This is a genomic window from Brevibacillus sp. HB1.1, assembly GCF_013332445.1.
In the GTDB taxonomy this organism is placed as follows: Bacteria; Bacillota; Bacilli; order Brevibacillales; family Brevibacillaceae; genus Brevibacillus; species Brevibacillus porteri.
Genome location: NZ_JABMIV010000004.1, coordinates 355,262 through 373,434, shown reverse-complemented (window position 1 = coordinate 373,434; position 18,173 = coordinate 355,262). Strand labels below are relative to the sequence as shown.

Annotated in this window: 16 protein-coding genes, 1 pseudogene and 1 riboswitch; of the genes and pseudogenes, 12 read left to right on the top strand and 5 right to left on the bottom strand. The window is 45.3% G+C overall.

Translation table 11 applies throughout. The features are described 5' to 3' along the window. The first annotated feature begins 33 nt into the window (after positions 1 to 33). The 3 genes from HPY27_RS14265 to HPY27_RS14255 are packed head-to-tail and all read left to right on the top strand — an operon-like array spanning position 34 to position 3,164. Positions 34 to 501, top strand: a complete 468-nt coding sequence (locus tag HPY27_RS14265) for a TRAP transporter small permease (RefSeq protein ID WP_017252547.1) — start codon at positions 34 to 36, stop codon at positions 499 to 501. A gap of 7 nt (positions 502 to 508) precedes the next feature. Continuing rightward, on the top strand, positions 509 to 1,783 hold the full coding sequence (locus HPY27_RS14260; RefSeq protein WP_017252546.1) for a TRAP transporter large permease: 1,275 nt from the start codon (positions 509 to 511) through the stop codon (positions 1,781 to 1,783). Between the two features lie 16 nt (positions 1,784 to 1,799). After that, positions 1,800 to 3,164 carry an FAD-binding oxidoreductase gene (locus HPY27_RS14255; RefSeq protein ID WP_174225275.1) on the top strand — a complete coding sequence of 455 codons (1,365 nt, stop codon included), beginning with the start codon at positions 1,800 to 1,802 and terminating at the stop codon, positions 3,162 to 3,164. A gap of 416 nt (positions 3,165 to 3,580) precedes the next feature. On the opposite strand, the gene HPY27_RS14250 is transcribed toward HPY27_RS14255, so the two are convergent. Then, positions 3,581 to 3,928: a hypothetical protein gene (locus tag HPY27_RS14250; RefSeq protein ID WP_017252543.1), complete on the bottom strand. Its 348-nt coding sequence runs from the start codon at positions 3,926 to 3,928 to the stop codon at positions 3,581 to 3,583. Positions 3,929 to 4,182: 254 nt separating this feature from the next. Between HPY27_RS14250 and HPY27_RS14245 the strand changes: the two genes are divergently transcribed. Beyond that, positions 4,183 to 4,764 carry an N-acetylmuramoyl-L-alanine amidase family protein gene (locus HPY27_RS14245; protein ID WP_017252542.1) on the top strand — a complete coding sequence of 194 codons (582 nt, stop codon included), beginning with the start codon at positions 4,183 to 4,185 and terminating at the stop codon, positions 4,762 to 4,764. An 88-nt stretch (positions 4,765 to 4,852) separates the two neighbouring features. Here the strand turns inward: HPY27_RS14245 and HPY27_RS14240 are convergent, their stop codons facing one another. The 3 genes from HPY27_RS14240 to HPY27_RS14230 all read right to left on the bottom strand — a co-directional run bounded on the left by HPY27_RS14240 (position 4,853) and on the right by HPY27_RS14230 (position 6,942). Then, the gene (locus HPY27_RS14240; protein WP_017252541.1) at positions 4,853 to 5,596 is read right to left on the bottom strand and encodes a hypothetical protein; all 744 of its coding nucleotides are present in this window, start codon (positions 5,594 to 5,596) and stop codon (positions 4,853 to 4,855) included. A gap of 225 nt (positions 5,597 to 5,821) precedes the next feature. Continuing rightward, positions 5,822 to 6,382 (bottom strand): N-acetylmuramoyl-L-alanine amidase family protein, encoded by a 561-nt coding sequence (locus tag HPY27_RS14235; protein ID WP_173623395.1) that lies wholly within the window; start codon positions 6,380 to 6,382, stop codon positions 5,822 to 5,824. Positions 6,383 to 6,405: 23 nt separating this feature from the next. Continuing rightward, positions 6,406 to 6,942, bottom strand: a complete 537-nt coding sequence (locus HPY27_RS14230; RefSeq protein ID WP_173623394.1) for a hypothetical protein — start codon at positions 6,940 to 6,942, stop codon at positions 6,406 to 6,408. Between the two features lie 565 nt (positions 6,943 to 7,507). On the opposite strand from HPY27_RS14230, the gene HPY27_RS14225 reads away from it, so the two are divergent. After that, positions 7,508 to 8,047, top strand: a complete 540-nt coding sequence (locus HPY27_RS14225) for a C39 family peptidase (protein ID WP_017252539.1) — start codon at positions 7,508 to 7,510, stop codon at positions 8,045 to 8,047. A gap of 64 nt (positions 8,048 to 8,111) precedes the next feature. Here the strand turns inward: HPY27_RS14225 and HPY27_RS14220 are convergent, their stop codons facing one another. Next, positions 8,112 to 8,951: a leucine-rich repeat domain-containing protein gene (locus HPY27_RS14220; RefSeq protein ID WP_017252538.1), complete on the bottom strand. Its 840-nt coding sequence runs from the start codon at positions 8,949 to 8,951 to the stop codon at positions 8,112 to 8,114. 97 nt (positions 8,952 to 9,048) lie between these two features. Here HPY27_RS14220 and HPY27_RS14215 point away from each other — a divergent pair. The 7 genes and pseudogenes from HPY27_RS14215 to HPY27_RS14185 all read left to right on the top strand — a co-directional run. Further along, positions 9,049 to 9,198, top strand: a pseudogene (locus tag HPY27_RS14215) (FAD-binding oxidoreductase); the annotation flags it as partial. A 147-nt stretch (positions 9,199 to 9,345) separates the two neighbouring features. Then, on the top strand, positions 9,346 to 10,974 hold the full coding sequence (locus HPY27_RS14210; protein ID WP_017252536.1) for a formate--tetrahydrofolate ligase: 1,629 nt from the start codon (positions 9,346 to 9,348) through the stop codon (positions 10,972 to 10,974). Positions 10,975 to 11,111: 137 nt separating this feature from the next. After that, positions 11,112 to 11,212, top strand: a riboswitch (cyclic di-GMP riboswitch). Positions 11,213 to 11,284: 72 nt separating this feature from the next. Next, positions 11,285 to 13,258: a methyl-accepting chemotaxis protein gene (locus HPY27_RS14205; protein ID WP_017252535.1), complete on the top strand. Its 1,974-nt coding sequence runs from the start codon at positions 11,285 to 11,287 to the stop codon at positions 13,256 to 13,258. Positions 13,259 to 13,373: 115 nt separating this feature from the next. Then, positions 13,374 to 14,231, top strand: a complete 858-nt coding sequence (locus tag HPY27_RS14200; protein WP_017252534.1) for a transporter substrate-binding domain-containing protein — start codon at positions 13,374 to 13,376, stop codon at positions 14,229 to 14,231. A 252-nt stretch (positions 14,232 to 14,483) separates the two neighbouring features. Beyond that, positions 14,484 to 16,040, top strand: a complete 1,557-nt coding sequence (gene cshA / locus HPY27_RS14195; protein WP_174225274.1) for a degradosome RNA helicase CshA — start codon at positions 14,484 to 14,486, stop codon at positions 16,038 to 16,040. A 149-nt stretch (positions 16,041 to 16,189) separates the two neighbouring features. Further along, the gene (locus HPY27_RS14190) at positions 16,190 to 16,513 is read left to right on the top strand and encodes a PepSY domain-containing protein (RefSeq protein WP_017252532.1); all 324 of its coding nucleotides are present in this window, start codon (positions 16,190 to 16,192) and stop codon (positions 16,511 to 16,513) included. A 190-nt stretch (positions 16,514 to 16,703) separates the two neighbouring features. Next, complete coding sequence (locus HPY27_RS14185) at positions 16,704 to 18,134, top strand: PTS mannitol transporter subunit IIBC (protein WP_017252531.1); 1,431 nt, start codon at positions 16,704 to 16,706, stop codon at positions 18,132 to 18,134. Positions 18,135 to 18,173 lie beyond the last annotated feature (39 nt).

The following is an 18,173-nucleotide window of genomic DNA, read 5'->3' as shown; positions in this document are numbered from 1 at the left end:
TTCTCCCCTTTTTCCTGCGAAAGGAGATTGTGTGTGGGCAACCTTGTTTCCAAAATAAACAGCATCCTTCGTTTTTTCATCATTGCCCTTCTAGCTATTATGGTGATCGCTGTCTTCCTGCAGGTGCTATTCCGTTTTTTGCTCGACCAGCCCTTGGCCTGGACGGAAGAAGTGGCTCGGTATTTGCTAATCTGGATTACGTTTCTAGGCTCAGCATACGCGATGTCGATCAAAGCACACATCGGTACGGAATACATTCAAAAGTACTTGTCTCCTCGCATGAACAAGGTGGTGCTGGTTATTGCCGCTTTGTGTAGTCTCGTCTTCTTTCTCGTCATGGTTCAGCAAGGCTACTTGTTATCTGCGAGAAGCATGACACAAACCTCACCCACTCTGCTCGTTCCCATGGGGTATGTATACATGGTGATTCCGATCAGCGGTGCCTTACTCATCATGAACGTGATCCATGTGACATGGAAAGACATTACCGGGAAGGAGTGACCAGATTGTGGGTACGATTTTGTTTGTAACACTGTTGGTGCTCCTGATCCTGAACGTACCGATTGGGGTGGCACTGGGGTTATCTGTCGTTGTCGTGTTTATGCTGGAGGGAAACATCCCTCTTCTGGTTGTCATTCAAAAAATGTTCAACGGGACAGATTCCTTCCCGCTGATGGCGATCCCGTTCTTCCTCTTGGCAGGAAAATTGATGGAAACAGGCGGAATCTCGGCTAGGCTGATTCGTTTTGCGAATACGATTGTCGGAAATCTGCCTGGAGGATTGGCAATCGTGGCGGTTATGGGGTGTACCTTTTTTGCAGCGATATCGGGTTCTTCTGCCGCGACAACAGCAGCAGTAGGGGGAATTTTGATCCCGCACATGGTCAAAAAAGGGTATGATGTCCGGTTTTCTGCGGCCTTGCATGCAACAGGTGGAACGATCGGTGTCATGATCCCTCCGAGTGTGCCGATGGTTTTATATGGGGTAGCAGCGAGTGCTTCGATTAGCGACTTGTTTATTGCCGGGATCGGGCCGGGCATTCTCGTAGCGATTTCGTTGATCCTGTACTCGTATTGGATCAGTAAGAAAAACGGCTGGGGTGGCGGAGAGAAGCATACGCCCAAAGAGATATGGGAGGCATTCAAGGACGCCATTTTGGCGATACTCATGCCGATCATTATTCTTGGTGGTATATACGGAGCTATCTTTACTCCGACAGAAGCGGCAGTGGTAGCCGTGATTTACGGTCTGGTCGTCGGTCTTTTCGTCTACCGGGAGATCAAGTGGAAGGACTTAGGGGAAATATTCGCGGGCTCTGCCAGCATGACAGCGGTCATCATGCTGATTATCGCTACCGCCAATGCATTTGGCTACCTGATGACGAGGGAAAACATCCCGCAGGAAATTGCACAATTCATGCTGGGGATTACCGATAGTACGATCATCACGTTGCTCATTATTAACATCTTGCTGCTCATTTTGGGGACGTTTATGGAAACGGCGGTTACGATCATTCTCCTGACACCGATCCTGCTGCCGATCACGAATTCTTTGGGCATTGATCCGGTGCTATTCGGGGTGATCATGGTCGTCAACTCTGCGATTGGTATGCTGACTCCACCGGTTGGGATCAATTTGTTGGTAGCAGGAAATATTGCGAAGCTCCAGAATACGGAGATTGAGCGAGCGGTGATCCCGTTTTTGGTCATCATGATCGTCGACTTGATGCTCATCACTTACATTCCTGAAATCAGCTTATTCCTTGTTAACTTGAGCAAGTAACGGAGGGGGAACCAACGTGGATTACAAGCAAGCGTTAGTGGGACTGCTGGGGGAAGAACGAGTATCGACCAACCCCACAGTACTGGAGCACCACAGCCATGATGAATCGTACCATACCCCGCATCTTCCGGAAGTGGTCGTGTTTCCGCAGACGGCAGAGGAAGTCAGTCACGTCATGAAGCTGGCCAACGAAAAGCGCATTGCGGTAACGCCGTTTGGCATGGGGACCAGTCTGGAAGGCCACGCGATTCCTTATGCGGGCGGTATTAGTATGGATTTTTCCTTGATGAACGAAGTGCTGGAGGTGCGACCGAAGGATTTCCTCGTAAGAGTCCAGCCCGGTGTGACGCGTACCCAGCTCAATAAAGAATTGAAAAAGCACGGATTGTTTTTCTCCGTCGATCCTGGAGCGGACGCGACTTTGGGTGGGATGGCGGCTACAAACGCCAGTGGAACAACCTCTGTCCGCTATGGCGTGATGCGTGATCAAGTGCGCGATCTGGAAGTGGTGACGGCGGATGGACGCATGATCCGTACAGGGAGTATGACAGCAAAATCCTCCTCAGGCTACCATCTTACGGGGCTGTTTGTCGGGTCGGAGGGAACGCTCGGTGTATTCACAGAGCTGACCTTGCGTGTCTACGGTATCCCTGAGGCGACAACGGCGGCGCGCGCCAGCTTCCCTTCTGTTCAGGATGCCGTCGATACCGTTGTGGATATTCTCGGAGCGGGTATTCAAGTAGCGCGAATCGAGCTGGTTGATGAACGTTCTATCCAACAAGTGAATCTGTACAAAGAAACGAGCTACCCGGAAGCACCGACGCTGTTTATCGAGTTCCATGGCAGTGAACAAGGGCTCGCGTATGATATCGACTTTGCGCAGAACATCGCCGATGGACATGGCTGCACGCAGTTTCTTTTTGAGACAGATTCGAAGGCGCGGACACAGCTCTGGGATGCTCGTCATAACCTGGCGTATGCCTTCCTGCACAAATCACCTGGGAAAAAGCTGATGGTGACAGATGTTTGCTTGCCGATTTCCGAGCTCGCAGGAGCAGTTGTGGACGCACGGCAAACCATTGATCGCGCTGGGCTGGATGGAGCGATTGCAGGGCATGTCGGGGATGGGAACTATCACGCGATCCTGATGATCGACCTGAATGACCCCGAAGAAGTGGCGCGTGCTGAGGAAGTAAATGCCCATCTGGTGGAATACGCATTGAGTCGAGGAGGAACCTGCACCGGAGAACATGGTGTGGGTGTGGGAAAAATCAAATACCAGCGCAAGGAACACGGAGAAGCACTGGATGTCATGCAAGCTATGAGACAAGTGATGGACCCGAACGGTATTTTGAATCCGGGAAAAATTTTCGGGAAATAACAGAGAGCCTGCATTCTGAACGTTTGTCGGAATTGGTAATATCCCCTTTGAGTAGGTAGTGTTAAAAGCCCGCCCCACTAACGGTGGGTGGTACACTCTACTTGGAGGGGATTTTATCATGGCTAAAAAAGGTCAAACATTCAAACGATAGCGAAGGAATTGGGAATACCTGGCAATACCTAAGTTAAGCAGTGGGTCAGAAAGATGAACAGTGGCGAAGGGGGTGGGGATCAACGAGGGAAAAATCACTCTGATGACAACCCTTTTATTGGGCGTCCAAGAACCAAGTTTGCTACCGTGGAGGAAGAAAGGGATTATCTAAAGGCGCAGGTAGAATACCGAATCACACTGGCTGCTTAGGCTTTTTTAGTTCTGTCTGCTTGACAGGCGTAAGACCATTATGGAGGGCCTACGACTTAACTTCTTGCCGAGTCAGATTCTAATTTTTTCCGAATTAACGCTAAATATTTCCTTTTGCATTTATTTACTCCTTGTTGAGATATACCCAAATGCTGTGCGACTATTTCTTCTGGAACGCCATGAATCACTACTTGCTCAATAATGAATCTTGCTTTAGCTGGAAGGGAATTCAACATTTCTTCTACATGCAACTTAGCATCTACAGAAGACATTTGATTCTGCCCACAGGCATTTTCTATGATCGGAAGCTCTCGGGTGGAAATCTTCTTTGCTTGATACTGCAATCGCCAAGCGATCCTTCTTAAAACTCCTCTACACTTCTCTATTAATAACTCATCGTTCATGCTTTTCACCGTCCTACCTTATAGGTAAAAAAGAAGGTAAAAAACAACTGATTTTCATAAAATATTCCATCTTTTTTCGGATGGATTACTTAAGAAACATAATAAAACGTCATTTCATCACGTTTTCGTATCACATTAGAAATTTTTTTTGGCATTGGTTGTAAAAGGGCCTCGTTTTTTTCCTTTATGTATGAAAGCGACAAATTGACCGGTCAAACAAAGTCGCTTATTACATTTAGATAGGGGAAATAAATATGAGCTTGCGTGGAAAAAAGATTTTCGTTGATCCAGGTCATGGTGGTACAGCTTCTGAAGGTAAAAATCGTTGTGGCACTTACGCTGTAGGTACTTCTGGCAAAAAATCTGGAAATGAAAAAAGTTCTGCCCTTTCAATCGCTGAAGTCCTGGTAGAGTACCTGGAAGAGGCTGGTGCAAATGTTAAGATGAGCCGTACAACGGATGATCCAGTTTGCTTAGATGAACGTGCCAAAATGGCAAATAAATGGGGCGCTGATATCTTTGTTTCCCTCCACCATAACAGTAGCACCAATACAAGCGCTAATGGTCTCTCGGCACACTATTATAAATCCGAGGATAAAGCACTAGCGGAAGCTATTCTTCCAAGAATCGTAGATTATACCGGCCTCGATACATGGGGAAGTACAGGAATTAGAAAGGACAACTTCCAAGTACTGCGGGATACTGATATGCCGGCAACATTGCTTGAATTGGGTTTCATGTCCAATCCAGATGACGATGCGTTTATTGCTGACTACGACAACAAAATTGACATGGCCGGCGGTATCTACCGTGGTATCCGAGATTATTTTGAATAAAAAATGCTAGAAAGAATATAGCATCAGAGAAGCCCCTGGAGGATCTCCCCAGGGGCTTCTCTTTTTAATAAACAGTCCTTTTCAAACCTCATGGCTTTTCTCGAATAAAGAAATCAAGAAGGACAAAATTTTTCTGTGCATCTTCTATTGCCAATGTAGCTTTACTTAGGTGATTAGTAGGTAACTGATTTATCGGAATGCGAGTTTGGAAAGTTCCATCTTGATTTACTTTGATCGTACCCGTTATCAGATCTTGGACACCATCGTTCACAGAATAAGATAATGTATCAGGATGTCCCACTCTTCCCGAAATTTCTAACTCTTCACCAACCAGCATGTTCGTATAGGGAACAGGGGTATCTATGGTTAGCCAGTCGTTACTATTAGTTTTAAAGGCTATTTCATGCTCTGTATGCCAGGCATTTTTAGCTTCCTCAGAAGATACCCTAGCAGATACAATTACTTTCCCATGCAAGGTTGAGGGAATTTTTTCTAGTGTGATTTCTCTCATGTATTGGAATATTTTACCCTGTGGTTTTATTTCTTCCTGAAACAATATATTACTCAGATCGTCTTGTACTGTTACGTTGTAGGAGTAATCAGGCACTCCATAAAAATGGATAGTCATTACTTTGTCTTCAATGACTGAAAAGTTTTTTGGACTACGAATTTCAGCTAAATTGGACTGATCTTCAAATAGATTCGTAGGATTCTCTTCGACAAATGTAACATAACCATTTGGATGATCTATGACTCTCTCATTGCATCCAAAGAGAGATAAACAAAGCAACGTGAGTAAAGAAAGATACACCCTAAATTTTATCGTGTGCACAATCGATCAACTCCTCTTTTAATAAACGCGTGATTATGAAGACAAATATAAGACGTGTATTTCCATAAAAAGGTTTCCCTCTGCCCCCTAACGCAGAGAAGAAGGAAGAGCCTAGGAAGCCTTGAGAAGCCCCTGTAGGCGGCTCAGGGAGCATGATGATACTTATTCTTATGCGAAAAAAACCCTCAAATCTGAGGGCTTTTTCAAAACATCAATTGGCTGCTTTTATTGGAAATAATCAAGCATTGCACGACGGACACCACGAGCAAAATCTTCAGCTGCTTCATCCAACGTTGGACCGAGGTCTTCCAAGGCTGATTCATTAGTAATGAACTCAACCTCAATCAGTGCTCGTGGGTAGTTACCGCCAGAAGGATAACGGAGAACACCTAGTGATCCACGTGGTGTATCCGAATCTTTAAGTACTCCCCTGTCTCGTGTACCAAGGGAATTGACCACTTCTCGCTGAATGGTTTGCGCAAAGCCTTTGTCTTGCGAACGGTTTCCAGCATAGATGGATTCTGTTCCCTTAGCTGTGGAACCTGCTGAATTAAAGTGAACGCTAATGACACCATCCACATCTTTCTGTTGTCCCAGTTTCCAGCGATCATCAATTGATACCTTGCTATCATCATCCCGCGTCAAGTAAACCGTTGCGCCGAAATCTTCGAGGGTCTCAGCAACAGCCTGTCCAAACAACAGGGCTAAGTCTTTCTCGTAAACATCTTCGCCATTCAAAGTGCCGATTGCTCCAACGTCTGAACCGCCATGACCTGGGTCGACCAAAAACTTCAATTCAAAAAAATTATTTATCTATCCCCTTGCAGGCTACTCAGTTTCCATTCTTTATCTTCTTTTGTGAACATTAGTTCCAGCGTTCCAGAGTACGTCTCATCGTTTATCCAAACTTCGTAATTTGTAATAAAGCGTCCATCCTTATATATATCGAATGACCTTTGACGAAAAGTGCTTCCTTCGGTTACGAACGGAATACTTATAACCTCGTTATTCGCTTTATAAACAAATTGCTTTCCTTCTACAGCAGCTTCTTTGGAAATAAATTGTTTAACTTTTTCAGTCTCACCTTTCATCATGGCTCGAAACATTTCTCTTATCTGTAGATCAACGATATCTCGAATTTGGTAGATTTGAGCGTTAGTTTCGTTTTTTTGTTTTTCCTTAACCAAAGAGGCTTCAAGTTCTTTATTTGTGTTTTTTAATTGGGCTATTTCAGCTTGTAACTTTTCAATCTCAGCTTGAGACGTTTTTACGTTACTGTCATTAGAACAAGCTACCATTCCTAAAGCCATTAGGATAAACATGCTCAGAACTAATCTCTTTTTCATTTCTAAACCTCCAATGATTCCATCTATGTTATTGAAGAGAAGATGAACCCAAATGCATAACCACCATACGCCAAATTTACCATAATTTATATAATCCATAAGTTGGAAAAGTGATGGCTTCTATAACACAAATCAAAAAAATCAGGTCAATCAATCGTACTATCGTTCCTCGTTTTTCCAGAATGAGATTAAAAATGTAATTTTTTATGGAAATATAGTTGCTTTTTCCCTGTTGTATTTACCTAGTATGTTGGGACGGTGAAAATTATGAATGATGAATTAATAATAGAGTTCACAGCAATTAGGCATTTCACAACAAGGGGTAAATAAATATAAGCGAAAGTATTTGGAAGTTCTTCAGAAAAAGATAGTCTCAGATAGGGTTTCTTCATGACATTTCGCATATCCAGTTAGAGCAAGTCTAACTAGATCTTTTTCATGTACACCGCTCTATAATAATTTTCAAAGACTGGTTGTATTTGGTCTCTATTTTTCTCCTTTATTGATGAAAGCAACAATGACACTCAAATTCATAGTTGCTTACAAAAAATTAGGGGGAAATGAAATGGCAGTTAAGCAATATTCAAAAGTATTTGATATGCAGTATTGGAGTCAAGCTGATGAAAAATGGAGTTCTAACTACACTTCTTGCGGTAATACGATGAGAGTTGAAGGGTGTGTAATTACATCCGCCGCTATGATTTTCGCTTTCTATGGTAATAAAGTCGATCCCGAGATCTTGCAGCAACAGCTAAAAGCAGTGAATGGAAGAGCTGATTGTCCATTTGATTGGGCTGTAGCACAAAAAAAATATGGTCACAAATACAGCGGGAAATTCACCGGAACCTTCGAAAAGTTGAAAAAGGATATGATGGATTGTGTGATTAACAAAGATATTCCGCTTATGGTACGTGTTCCTAATCATACAGTTGCAATCAGAGGATTTTCGGGTCTTATAGAAGTTGTAGATGGCTTCCCGAGATTCGAGCTGATTACACCATCTATGTTCCTCGTTCATGATCCTGGTAATTCAAAGAATAAAAACCTTCAAGATGTAATCGATCAACGTGGCGAATTTGAATACTACAACTATTACACGAAATAAAGAAACCTCCCTTGTCTAAGAGAGGTTGAGGCTGCCGACTTCCTCGGCAGCCTCTTTTTAAAACTTAATTTCCATCATTAATTTCATTGCCATTTTCAGCGACTTTGATTTCTTTTTTCAGCAAAGCTAAGTCGCTAATGCTTTTTCGATCAACTAGCAGAATTGATAATTCATCAAGACTGAGTAACGGTTTTATAGAAGTTACCTTTGTGCCTCTTATATCTAAATAATTTAATTTAGTTACAGACTGTATAGATGTAATGTCTGTGATGGGAGCATTCATCATTTGTAAACGTTCCAAATTCGGTAGTTCTTTTACAAAATTCATCGAATTAATAGGATTATTTGATACATCTAAGAAAGTAAGATGGGGTAGTTTAATTGATGATAAAGCTGTTATTTTATTATTTCGAATGGTTAAGTGCTGAAGAGATTTACTATTCTCAAGCATTTTCAAATCTGATAAATCTCCCTCATTCAGTGAGAGGCTTATTAGTTTACTGTTATTTAAAACAGGTAACTGAGCTTCCTGAAAACCAGCGATTGAAAGATATTCTAGTTCACTTAAATCCTTTAGAAATAGATAATCTTTAACATTGATTCTATTCAAAGATAGCGTTTTAAGGTTTTTCATTTTAGATAGGACAGATAAATCAATCGGTGCATCTCTTTGTTCCAGAGGAACATTATCTATATCTAATGTGAGTTCTTCGATATTGAATAAATCCTCCATTTTGATGTCCTGCTTTTGCTTATTCAGTGATTTAGATAAAGATTCTAATAATAACGGGGAGACACTCTCCGCTTGGGATTGTTCTTTCGGCAATTCATTCAAATTCGTTTCGTTGGCTTCGCATCCAGTTAGTACACCTAAAATGATCAAAAGAGTTATAAGCTTTTTCAAATTCATCCCCCATTTTTCAGGACATCCTAGTGGCTATCCTGTCATTAACTGTATGACGTTAGATTCCATAAATTGGTTTCTCGCTTTTTTTATTCTAGGAGCCTGCACCGGAGAACATGGTGTGGGTGTCGGGAAAATCAAATACCAGCGCAAGGAACACGGAGAAGCACTGGACGTCATGCAAGCTATGAAACAAGTGATGGACCCGAACGGTATTTTGAATCCGGGAAAAATTTTCGGGAAATAACAGAGAGCCTGCATTCTGAACGTTTGTCGGAATGTGGGCTTTTTCTTTTGCGTAATGTGTCGAAGAGGAGAGGAGAAAAAGGAAAAATGCAGAATGTAGAAGATTGGTAACTGGTGCATTACATTCTGGTGTGGCAGGGAGGCAAGTATGAAGTCTATTGTTGAAATTGCCAAGAGTGCAGGTATCGAAGAACAGCATTTGGAGCTATACGGAAAGTATAAGGCCAAACTATCAGATGAACTATGGGAACAAGTGAAGGATCGCCCTGATGGCAAACTGATTCTTGTTACAGCGATGAACCCAAATCCGGCGGGAGCAGGGAAGACGCTCACGACGATTGGTCTGTCACAATCATTAAATTATCTCGGGAAGAAAACAATGGCAGCGCTTCGCGAGCCGTCCTTGGGTCCTTGCATGGGGATCAAAGGAGGCGCAACGGGAAGTGGCCAAGCACAAATTCTCCCGGCTGATGAAATTAACCTGCATTTTACAGGGGACATTCATGCGATTACAGCTGCACATAACTTGTTGGCAGCGATGATCGACAATCATATTTTCCATGGCAATCCGCGCGGGCTCAATCCAAAGAAAATCGTATGGAAACGGGCAATGGACATGAACGACCGCGCATTGCGTAACATCGTTGTTGGTCTGGGTGACGGCAATGGGATGACGCGTGAGGATGGCTTCATGATTACGACCGCGTCAGAAATCATGGCGATTTTATGCTTGAGTGAGAATCTGGCAGACTTGCGCGAACGGTTGAACCATATCATTATTGGCTACGATTTCGATGATCAGCCTGTACGGGCAGAAGAAATCAACGCGGTCGATGCGATGTGCGTTCTCTTGAAGGAAGCGATTAAGCCCAATCTCGTACAGACAATCGAGGGAACTCCGGTCATTATTCACGGCGGACCTTTTGCAAATATCGCGCATGGGTGTAGCAGCGTGATCGGAACCAAGATGGCCTTGAAGCTGGCGGATTACGTCGTAACAGAGGCGGGCTTTGGTGCTGATCTGGGAGCGGAGAAGTTTTTTGACATCAAGTGCAGAAAAGCAGGCCTGACTCCATCGGCTGCTGTCGTGGTCATTACGGTTCGCTCCTTGAAATTCAACGGCGGGGTAAAAGTACCTGACCTGGCAGTGGAGAACTTGTCTGCTCTGGAAAAAGGCTTCGAAAACGTCAAGCGCCATCTGGAAAACCTCCAGAAGTTCGGTGTGCCAGCAGTGGTGGCCATCAATCATTTTGCGACAGATACCCAAGCAGAGATTGATGCCGTCATTGCGCTATGCCAAGCCGCCGGAGCTGAAGCAGCACTCTCCAAAGTATGGGCAGAAGGAGGAGCTGGCGGTGTCGAGCTGGCTGAAAAAGTGACGCGTGCAGCAGAGCGACCTTCGTCCTTCCGATTCTTGTATGAGGAAGACCTCAGCATTAAAGACAAGATTGAGACTGTCGTGAAAGAAGTATACCGTGGATCAGGGGTTGTCTTTTCGCCGCTGGCATTGAAAACAATGCAAAAGGTAGAAGAAATGGGCATGTCCCATCTGCCTGTGTGCATGGCGAAAACACCGTACTCCTTTACGGACCGCGCTGATCTATTGGGGGCACCTGTTGACTTCACAATCCAAGTGAGCGAAGTGCGCATATCAGCAGGAGCTGGTTTTATCGTCGCATTGACCGGAAGCTTGGTTACAATGCCAGGCCTCCCGAAAAAGCCGGCTGCGGAATCGTTATATGTAGACGAGGATGGGCAAGTGATCGGATTAAGCTAATCAAAAAGTTTGACAAAAAGCTGACAACTGTAAAAGGTTGTCAGCTTTTTTTCCATTTTGAGGTTTATTAGCGAAAAGTTATGGGAAATGAAAGGTGAGATTGAAAAAAAGTGGACTTTAACTGAAAAAACAACAAGGAATGACAAAGGCAAACCTGTTGAAAGGCAGGGACGCAAAGCCACGGGTCTAAGGACGAAAGTCAAATGACTTTCGCAGCTAGGACAGCCGGGTTGCCATACCGTAGTCATGATGGGCTGTCGGTGGGCAGTCTTTTTTTTGTTGAAAAAACAGAAGGGAGAAGTGAATCGGTATGAAAAATAGTTTGAAGAATAAGCTAATTATCGTTTTGTGCCTGCTGTTGGTTATTAGTTTGGGTACGGTTTGCGGTGCAAGCTATTGGAGTGCTTCCAATCTTTTGGCAGACAGTTTGGACAAAGAAGCTGAGTTGTCAGCTAGCAATCTCTCGATACGTATCGATGGTTTCTTTCAAGAAAAAATTAGTATTGTAGATGCGGTGGGAGGGCTGATGTCGGCTGATCAAAATGTCGAACAGGACCTGAAACTTATTCAAGAAGCTCAAAAGGAAAATCCCGAGTTTGAGACGTTCTTCTTTTCGCATGACTTAAGCGGTAAGAAAGTAATCAATTTCAAGGGAGAAGTGACTGACATCTCGGATCGTCCGCATATTAAGGAAGCCAGCAAAGGGGAAGGGAAGGTTGTTGTCTCCGAGCCAGTCATTTCAAAGCGAACAGGGAATAACATCGTGACTCTTGTCGTTCCATTGATGAAGGACAATCGTCAATACGGTTATATCGGTTCTACTATTCCTATCAATGAAATCCAAAAAAAGGTGTCCGAAGAGAAATTTGGCCAAGCTGGTTACGCCTTTTTAGTAAGCAAAACAGGAACATTTATTTATCATCCGAAAAGCGAGTACATTCTGAAGGAATCGATTCTCGACATGGGTATTCTTGAGCTTCAGACAGCTTTTGAAGATATCAAACAAGGGAATCATGGAATCGCCCAATACAAATACGAGAATGTAGAGCGATTTGCTTCCTATGCTCCTACCAGTTTGAACTGGGGCCTATACATCACTGCACCCGTAGCGGAGCTGCATGCGCCTGTCGATCAATTGTCAGTCCGATTGATGGTGATTTCCCTCATCGTGTTGGCGATTGGGGTTGTCCTCGTTTATTTCTTGGCTGTACGCATGGTGAAACCAATTGAGCGTCTGAATCACGCAGTAAATGTAGTGGCGCAGGGGAACTTGAAAGAGACAGTAACGGTTGAGGGAAAAGACGAGATTGCAGTTCTGTCACGTGACTTTAACCAGACGGTATCGCACTTGAAAAATTTGATCGAAGACGTATCTCTGTCGTCTGATCAAGTACAGCGTTTTAGTCAGGAAGTATCTGAAGGTATTAAACAAGCGACGGAAAACATCAACCAAATCGGTTTGTCTATTGCACAGATTTCTGAAGGAGCAGAGGCGCAGGCCACCAGCTCGCAGGATGTCGCGTTGTCAATGAATGACATGGCAGCAGGCATCGTGAAAATCGCGGAGACGTCTGCACATGTTTCAGAGGCTGCCCAGGTAGCAACAGAGCAGGCAGAGCAAGGAACTGCTGTGGTAGAGCAGGCAGTTCGCCAGATGGGAAGCATTGGCGAGGGAACATCGAAGGCGACAGTAGCCATCGAGCAGCTCAACAATCGTTCCAAAGAAATCGAAGGCATTCTCGATACGATCAGTCAGTTAACCTCGCAAATCAATTTGCTTGCCTTGAACGCTTCGATTGAGGCAGCACGTGCCGGCGAGCATGGACGTGGGTTTGCCGTGGTTGCCGGAGAGGTGAAAAAACTGGCGAATCAATCCGAAGAATCCGCATCCAAAATCGCAATGCTGATCGGAGAAATCCAGCAGGATACTCGTCACGCGGTAGAAGTCATGACCGCGGGCAACCAAAACGCTCAGCAAGGTATTCAACTGGTCGAAGAGGTTCGCGAAATCTTCGGGCATATTTTGGAATCTTCCCGTAACGTTGCTGCGCACATTTTGGAAGTATCCGCAGCATCTGAGCAAATGTCAGCGGGCTCCCAACAGGTGAGTGCTTCTGTAGATGAAATGCATAACATTGCAAAACATGCTTCACTCGACGCGCAAACAGTGGCAAGGGCGACCGAAGAGCAACTTCAAGCCATCCAGGAAATTGGCCAGTCTGTCGAGCGTTTGAACGCAGTGGCAGAAGAATTACAGCAAGGAATTGGTAGGTTTACTGTGTAAGAGGCGGCTCGACAGGTTGTAAGTCCTCTTCTTTGAAAGGGGGGATGCCAATAGGGGATGATGGAGTTTGTTTCTGATAACTAAATTCATACCGTTTAACAGGAGGAGAAACCAGATGAAAAAATTTACAAAAACAATCTTGGCGAGCACACTCGCTGCAACTATGCTCATGACAGGTGGAACAGGTGCTTTTGCCGCAACGGCGGTTAAGCCTGTGCCAACCGTAGCTGCTGAAGCTGCTAAAAAACCGCAAACGAAGAAGTTTGAGTCTCGTTTGGACGAAATCATTGCGAGAGGCTATATCCTCGTAGGTACTCCAGGTGACTACAAACCATTTACATATTTGAATCCAAAAACGAACGAATTCGAAGGTTACGATATCGATGCGATGAAAGAATTCGCAAAAAGCCTGGGAGTAGAGGCGCGTTTTGTCCAAACATCTTGGCCAACACTGATGAACGATCTCTTGGCAAATAAATTCGATATTGCTGTCGGAGGCGTTACGCGCAACACAGACCGTCAGAAAAAAGCGCACATGAGCGATCCTTACATTCAGTTCGGTAAAGCTCCACTCATCCGCAAAGAAGACAAGGACAAGTACAAGAGTGTAGCAGACATCAACAAGCCAGAGGTGCGCATTGGTGTGAATCCAGGTGGCACCAACGAAAAATTCGTTCGTGAGCATCTGACAAAAGCAACTGTAACAGTTGAACAAAACAACCTCGACATTCCTGGTCTGGTAGCGAGTGGTAAGTACGATGTGATGATCACAGATACGCTGGAAGCAATTGTGTATTCTAAAGCAGATTCCCGCCTGTATCCAGCTCTGACCGACAACCCGTTCACGAAGAGTGAAAAAGCGTACATGATCCATCGTGGAGACACCATCTTCGCTAACTACCTGGATCTGTGGATGGACGAGATGAAACTGCAAGGCAAGTTCGATGAGCTTTACAACAAATGGGTAAAATAATCCGATAACAGACAAGCAGCCTGATCTTAGGCTGCTTTGTTATTTTTAAAAACGGTAGCATCACAAAATCAGGCAATTTGGGTATATATGCAGTTTGCTTTTTCAGTCATTGCATGGTACGATTACAGCTATGTTCTTTAGGGTGCTACGTACAATCGGGGATAAAAGGGCATGTTCCGGATCGTAAGGAATAGTGCCCTTTTTTTTGAGAATTTTATAGATGAAGGTATTGATAAAGGAGACTGACATTCATTGGCGACTTTTAATGATTTTGGCTTACATCACTCCATTGTTAGAGCGTTGAGCAACATGGGCTTCGAAGAGGCTACAGCGATTCAGGATCAAACGGTTCCTGTAGCACTGCAAGGTCGTGACCTGATCGGTCAGGCACAAACAGGTACTGGTAAAACAGCTGCATTCGGTATTCCATTGATTGAACGCTTGGATGAAACAAGCGGAAATATTCAAGGGGTTGTTTTGACTCCAACACGTGAGCTGGCTGTTCAGGTTGCAGAAGAGATTAATAAAATTGCCCAATTTAAAAACATCTCTGCACTGCCAATCTATGGTGGTCAAGACATCACTCGTCAAATCAAAGCGTTGAAAAAACGTCCACAAATCATCGTAGCAACACCTGGTCGTTTCATGGACCACATGAGAAGAAAAACCATTCGTCTGGATGCCATTGAGGTTGTTATTTTGGACGAAGCGGATGAAATGCTGAACATGGGTTTCATCGACGACATCAAGGAAATCTTGAAAGAGGTTCCAGACAATCGTCAAACCCTGTTGTTCTCTGCTACGATGCCGAGAGCGATCCAAGAAATTGCACAACAGTTCATGAACGAACCAACCATTATTCAAGTGAAAGCAAAAGAAGTAACCGTGCCAAACATTGCACAGGAATACATGGAAGTAGCTGAAAAGCAGAAGTTCGATGTACTGTGCCGTTTGCTGGATATTCACTCCCCTGAGTTGGCTATTATTTTTGGTAGAACCAAGCGCAGAGTTGATGAGCTGTCCGAAGCCCTGACCAAGCGCGGTTATGGTGCAGAAGGTATCCATGGTGACTTGAACCAAGCGAAACGCGACAGCGTGCTCCGCAAGTTCAAGGAAGGTACGATCGAAGTACTGGTAGCGACTGACGTGGCTGCACGTGGCTTGGACATCAGCGGTGTAACGCATGTATTTAACTTTGATATTCCACAAGACTCCGAGAGCTACGTTCACCGTATCGGTAGAACGGGACGTGCTGGTAAAACAGGTCTGGCAATCACGTTTGTGACTTCCCGTGAAATCGACCATCTGCGTCTGATTGAGCGTACAACAAACCGTCGCATGGAGCGCCGTGCGGTTCCTTCGATGGCTGAGGCTTTGGAAGGTCAACAAAAGATGACGGTAGACAAAATTCTCGAAGCATCTGGAAGAGACGATCTGTCTGCTTATAAAACACTGGCAGAGCAATTGCTGGAGGATGTCGATTCCGTAACACTCGTATCCGCAGCACTCAAGCTGTTGACTAAAGAACCAGATATGACTCCTGTTCGCCTGACAGAAGAGGCTCCTCTTCGTGTAGGGAAGAAAAAGCTGCCTCCAAAAGGAAAAGGTGGCTTCGGTTCCGGTTTTGGCGGAAAGCGCCCATCTCGCCCACGCAATGGCGAATATCGTCCACGCGGCGGCGAATCTCGTCCACGCAGTGGCGAATCTCGTCCGCGCAGTGGTGACTCTCGTCCACGCAGCGGTGACTCTCGTCCACGCAGCGGTGACTCCCGTCCACGCAGTGGAGAATCTCGTCCACCACGCAGCTAGGAATCGATCGATATCGCAAGTAAAGACTGGTGTGCACATGTGCGCATCGGTCTTTTTTTCGTGTTGACCTGCCTGCGAATATTTAGGGGAATCCGTGACAAACTAGGAGTGTTTTGGCACGAATTTTCGCGCAGGAAGAGAGGGCAAGCATGAGGAAAACAGCCATTGGAAAGTGGGCTGGTATTTGGCTCGCCGTATTGGGTGGGGGAATGTCGGTCCATGCAACTGGACATTCCTTTGACCAAGCGAAGGAAATTTCTGCGATCATCGAGCCAACAGACATTACCAAAGAAGACGCCATACGAATCGCCTTGCAGCAAGTAAAAGGGCGAGTTGTCCATGTTGAGTTAGAAAAAGACGAAGGTGTTCTCGCGTATGAAATCATCATTCTCACCGAGCAAAATCAGGTGTTTGAAATCGATGTCGATGTGAAGACGGGAAAAGTGATCAAGGTTGAATCGGAGAATTTGTAAGGAGAAGGCTTCTGCAACTGGGCAGAGGTCTTTTTCCTATGGGCAATTAAGTTTTGGCAACAACGAGTCAGACAAATTCGCGCTTTGATTTTGTTGTTACCTCCTATGAAAACGCTTTATATTTGAGGTGTACACATTATCATTTCAATCATGTCAACATCTCATAAATAGGGGTAAAGGAGGGTGCAGTATGGAGAGTGTGGAAACAAAAAATGCTTCGGGTGGAGTGCGGGTCTCGGTACAAAAGTTTGGACGATTCCTGAGTGCAATGGTTATGCCGAATATCGGTGCTTTCATCGCTTGGGGGTTGATTACCGCTTTATTTATCCCAACAGGTTGGCTGCCTAACGAAAATTTGGCCAAATTGGTTGGACCGATGATTACGTATTTACTGCCACTGCTGATTGGTTATACTGGCGGGAAAATGGTCCATGATGTTCGAGGCGGGGTCGTAGGTGCCGTCGCTACGATGGGGGTTGTCGTAGGCGCAGACATCCCGATGTTCCTGGGAGCCATGATCATGGGTCCTTTGGGCGGCTGGGTCATGAAAAAAGTGGACCAGTTGTTCGAAGGAAAAATTCGTTCCGGTTTTGAAATGTTAGTGAATAACTTTTCCGCGGGTATTGTTGGCGGGTTACTGACACTGTTTGCTTTCCAAGCAATTGGGCCTGTCGTTGCAGGCTTGAGCAAGGCGCTTGCAGGGGGTGTAGAAGTCATTGTAGGTGCAGGATTGCTACCGCTTGCCAGCATTTTTATCGAGCCAGCGAAGATCCTGTTCCTGAACAATGCGATTAACCACGGTATTTTGAGCCCGATCGGTCTGGATGAAGCGGCGAAGTTGGGTCAGTCCGTTTTCTTCCTGCTTGAATCCAATCCGGGACCAGGTCTGGGAATATTGTTGGCATACTGGCTTGCTGGCAGAGGCAGTGCCAAGCAATCGGCACCGGGTGCTGTCATCATTCACTTCTTCGGGGGTATCCACGAAATTTACTTCCCGTACGTGCTGATGAATCCGCGTCTGATTCTCGCGGCCATTGGTGGCGGGATGGCTGGTGTGTTTACCTTCACGCTGCTCGGCGCAGGATTGGTGGCGCCACCGTCTCCAGGTAGTATTTTCGCCTTGATTGCAATGGCACCGCGTGGTGGATTGCTCCCGGTACTGGCTGGTGTGTTGGCAGCGACTGTCGTGTCCTTCCTCATCGCATCTGCTCTCTTGAAAATGAGCGCGAAGACAGACGAGGATGAACTGGAAAAAGCGACAGAAAAAATGCAAGAGATGAAAGGCAAAAAAGCGCAGGAACAAGAAGCGGTAGAAGCTCCAGTGAAGCATGAGGTAGCTGCTGCTGACGTGAAAAAAGTGGTCTTCTCTTGCGATGCGGGAATGGGCTCCAGTGCGATGGGAGCGGCGTCCTTGCGTAAAAAGTTCAAGGATGCGGGCCTGACCGAGATTACGGTCATCAATACGGCGATCAACGACATTCCAAGCGACGCTGATATCGTTATTACGCACAAGTCTTTAACAGAGAGAGCGCAGGTCAAAGCGCCTTCTGCGGAGCATATCTCTATTGAAAATTTCTTGAATAGTCCCGAGTATGACAAGTTGGTCAAACGCCTGGGGTAAAGGGAATCAACGCTAGTGGGAGCTAGCGTCTTCCCTCTT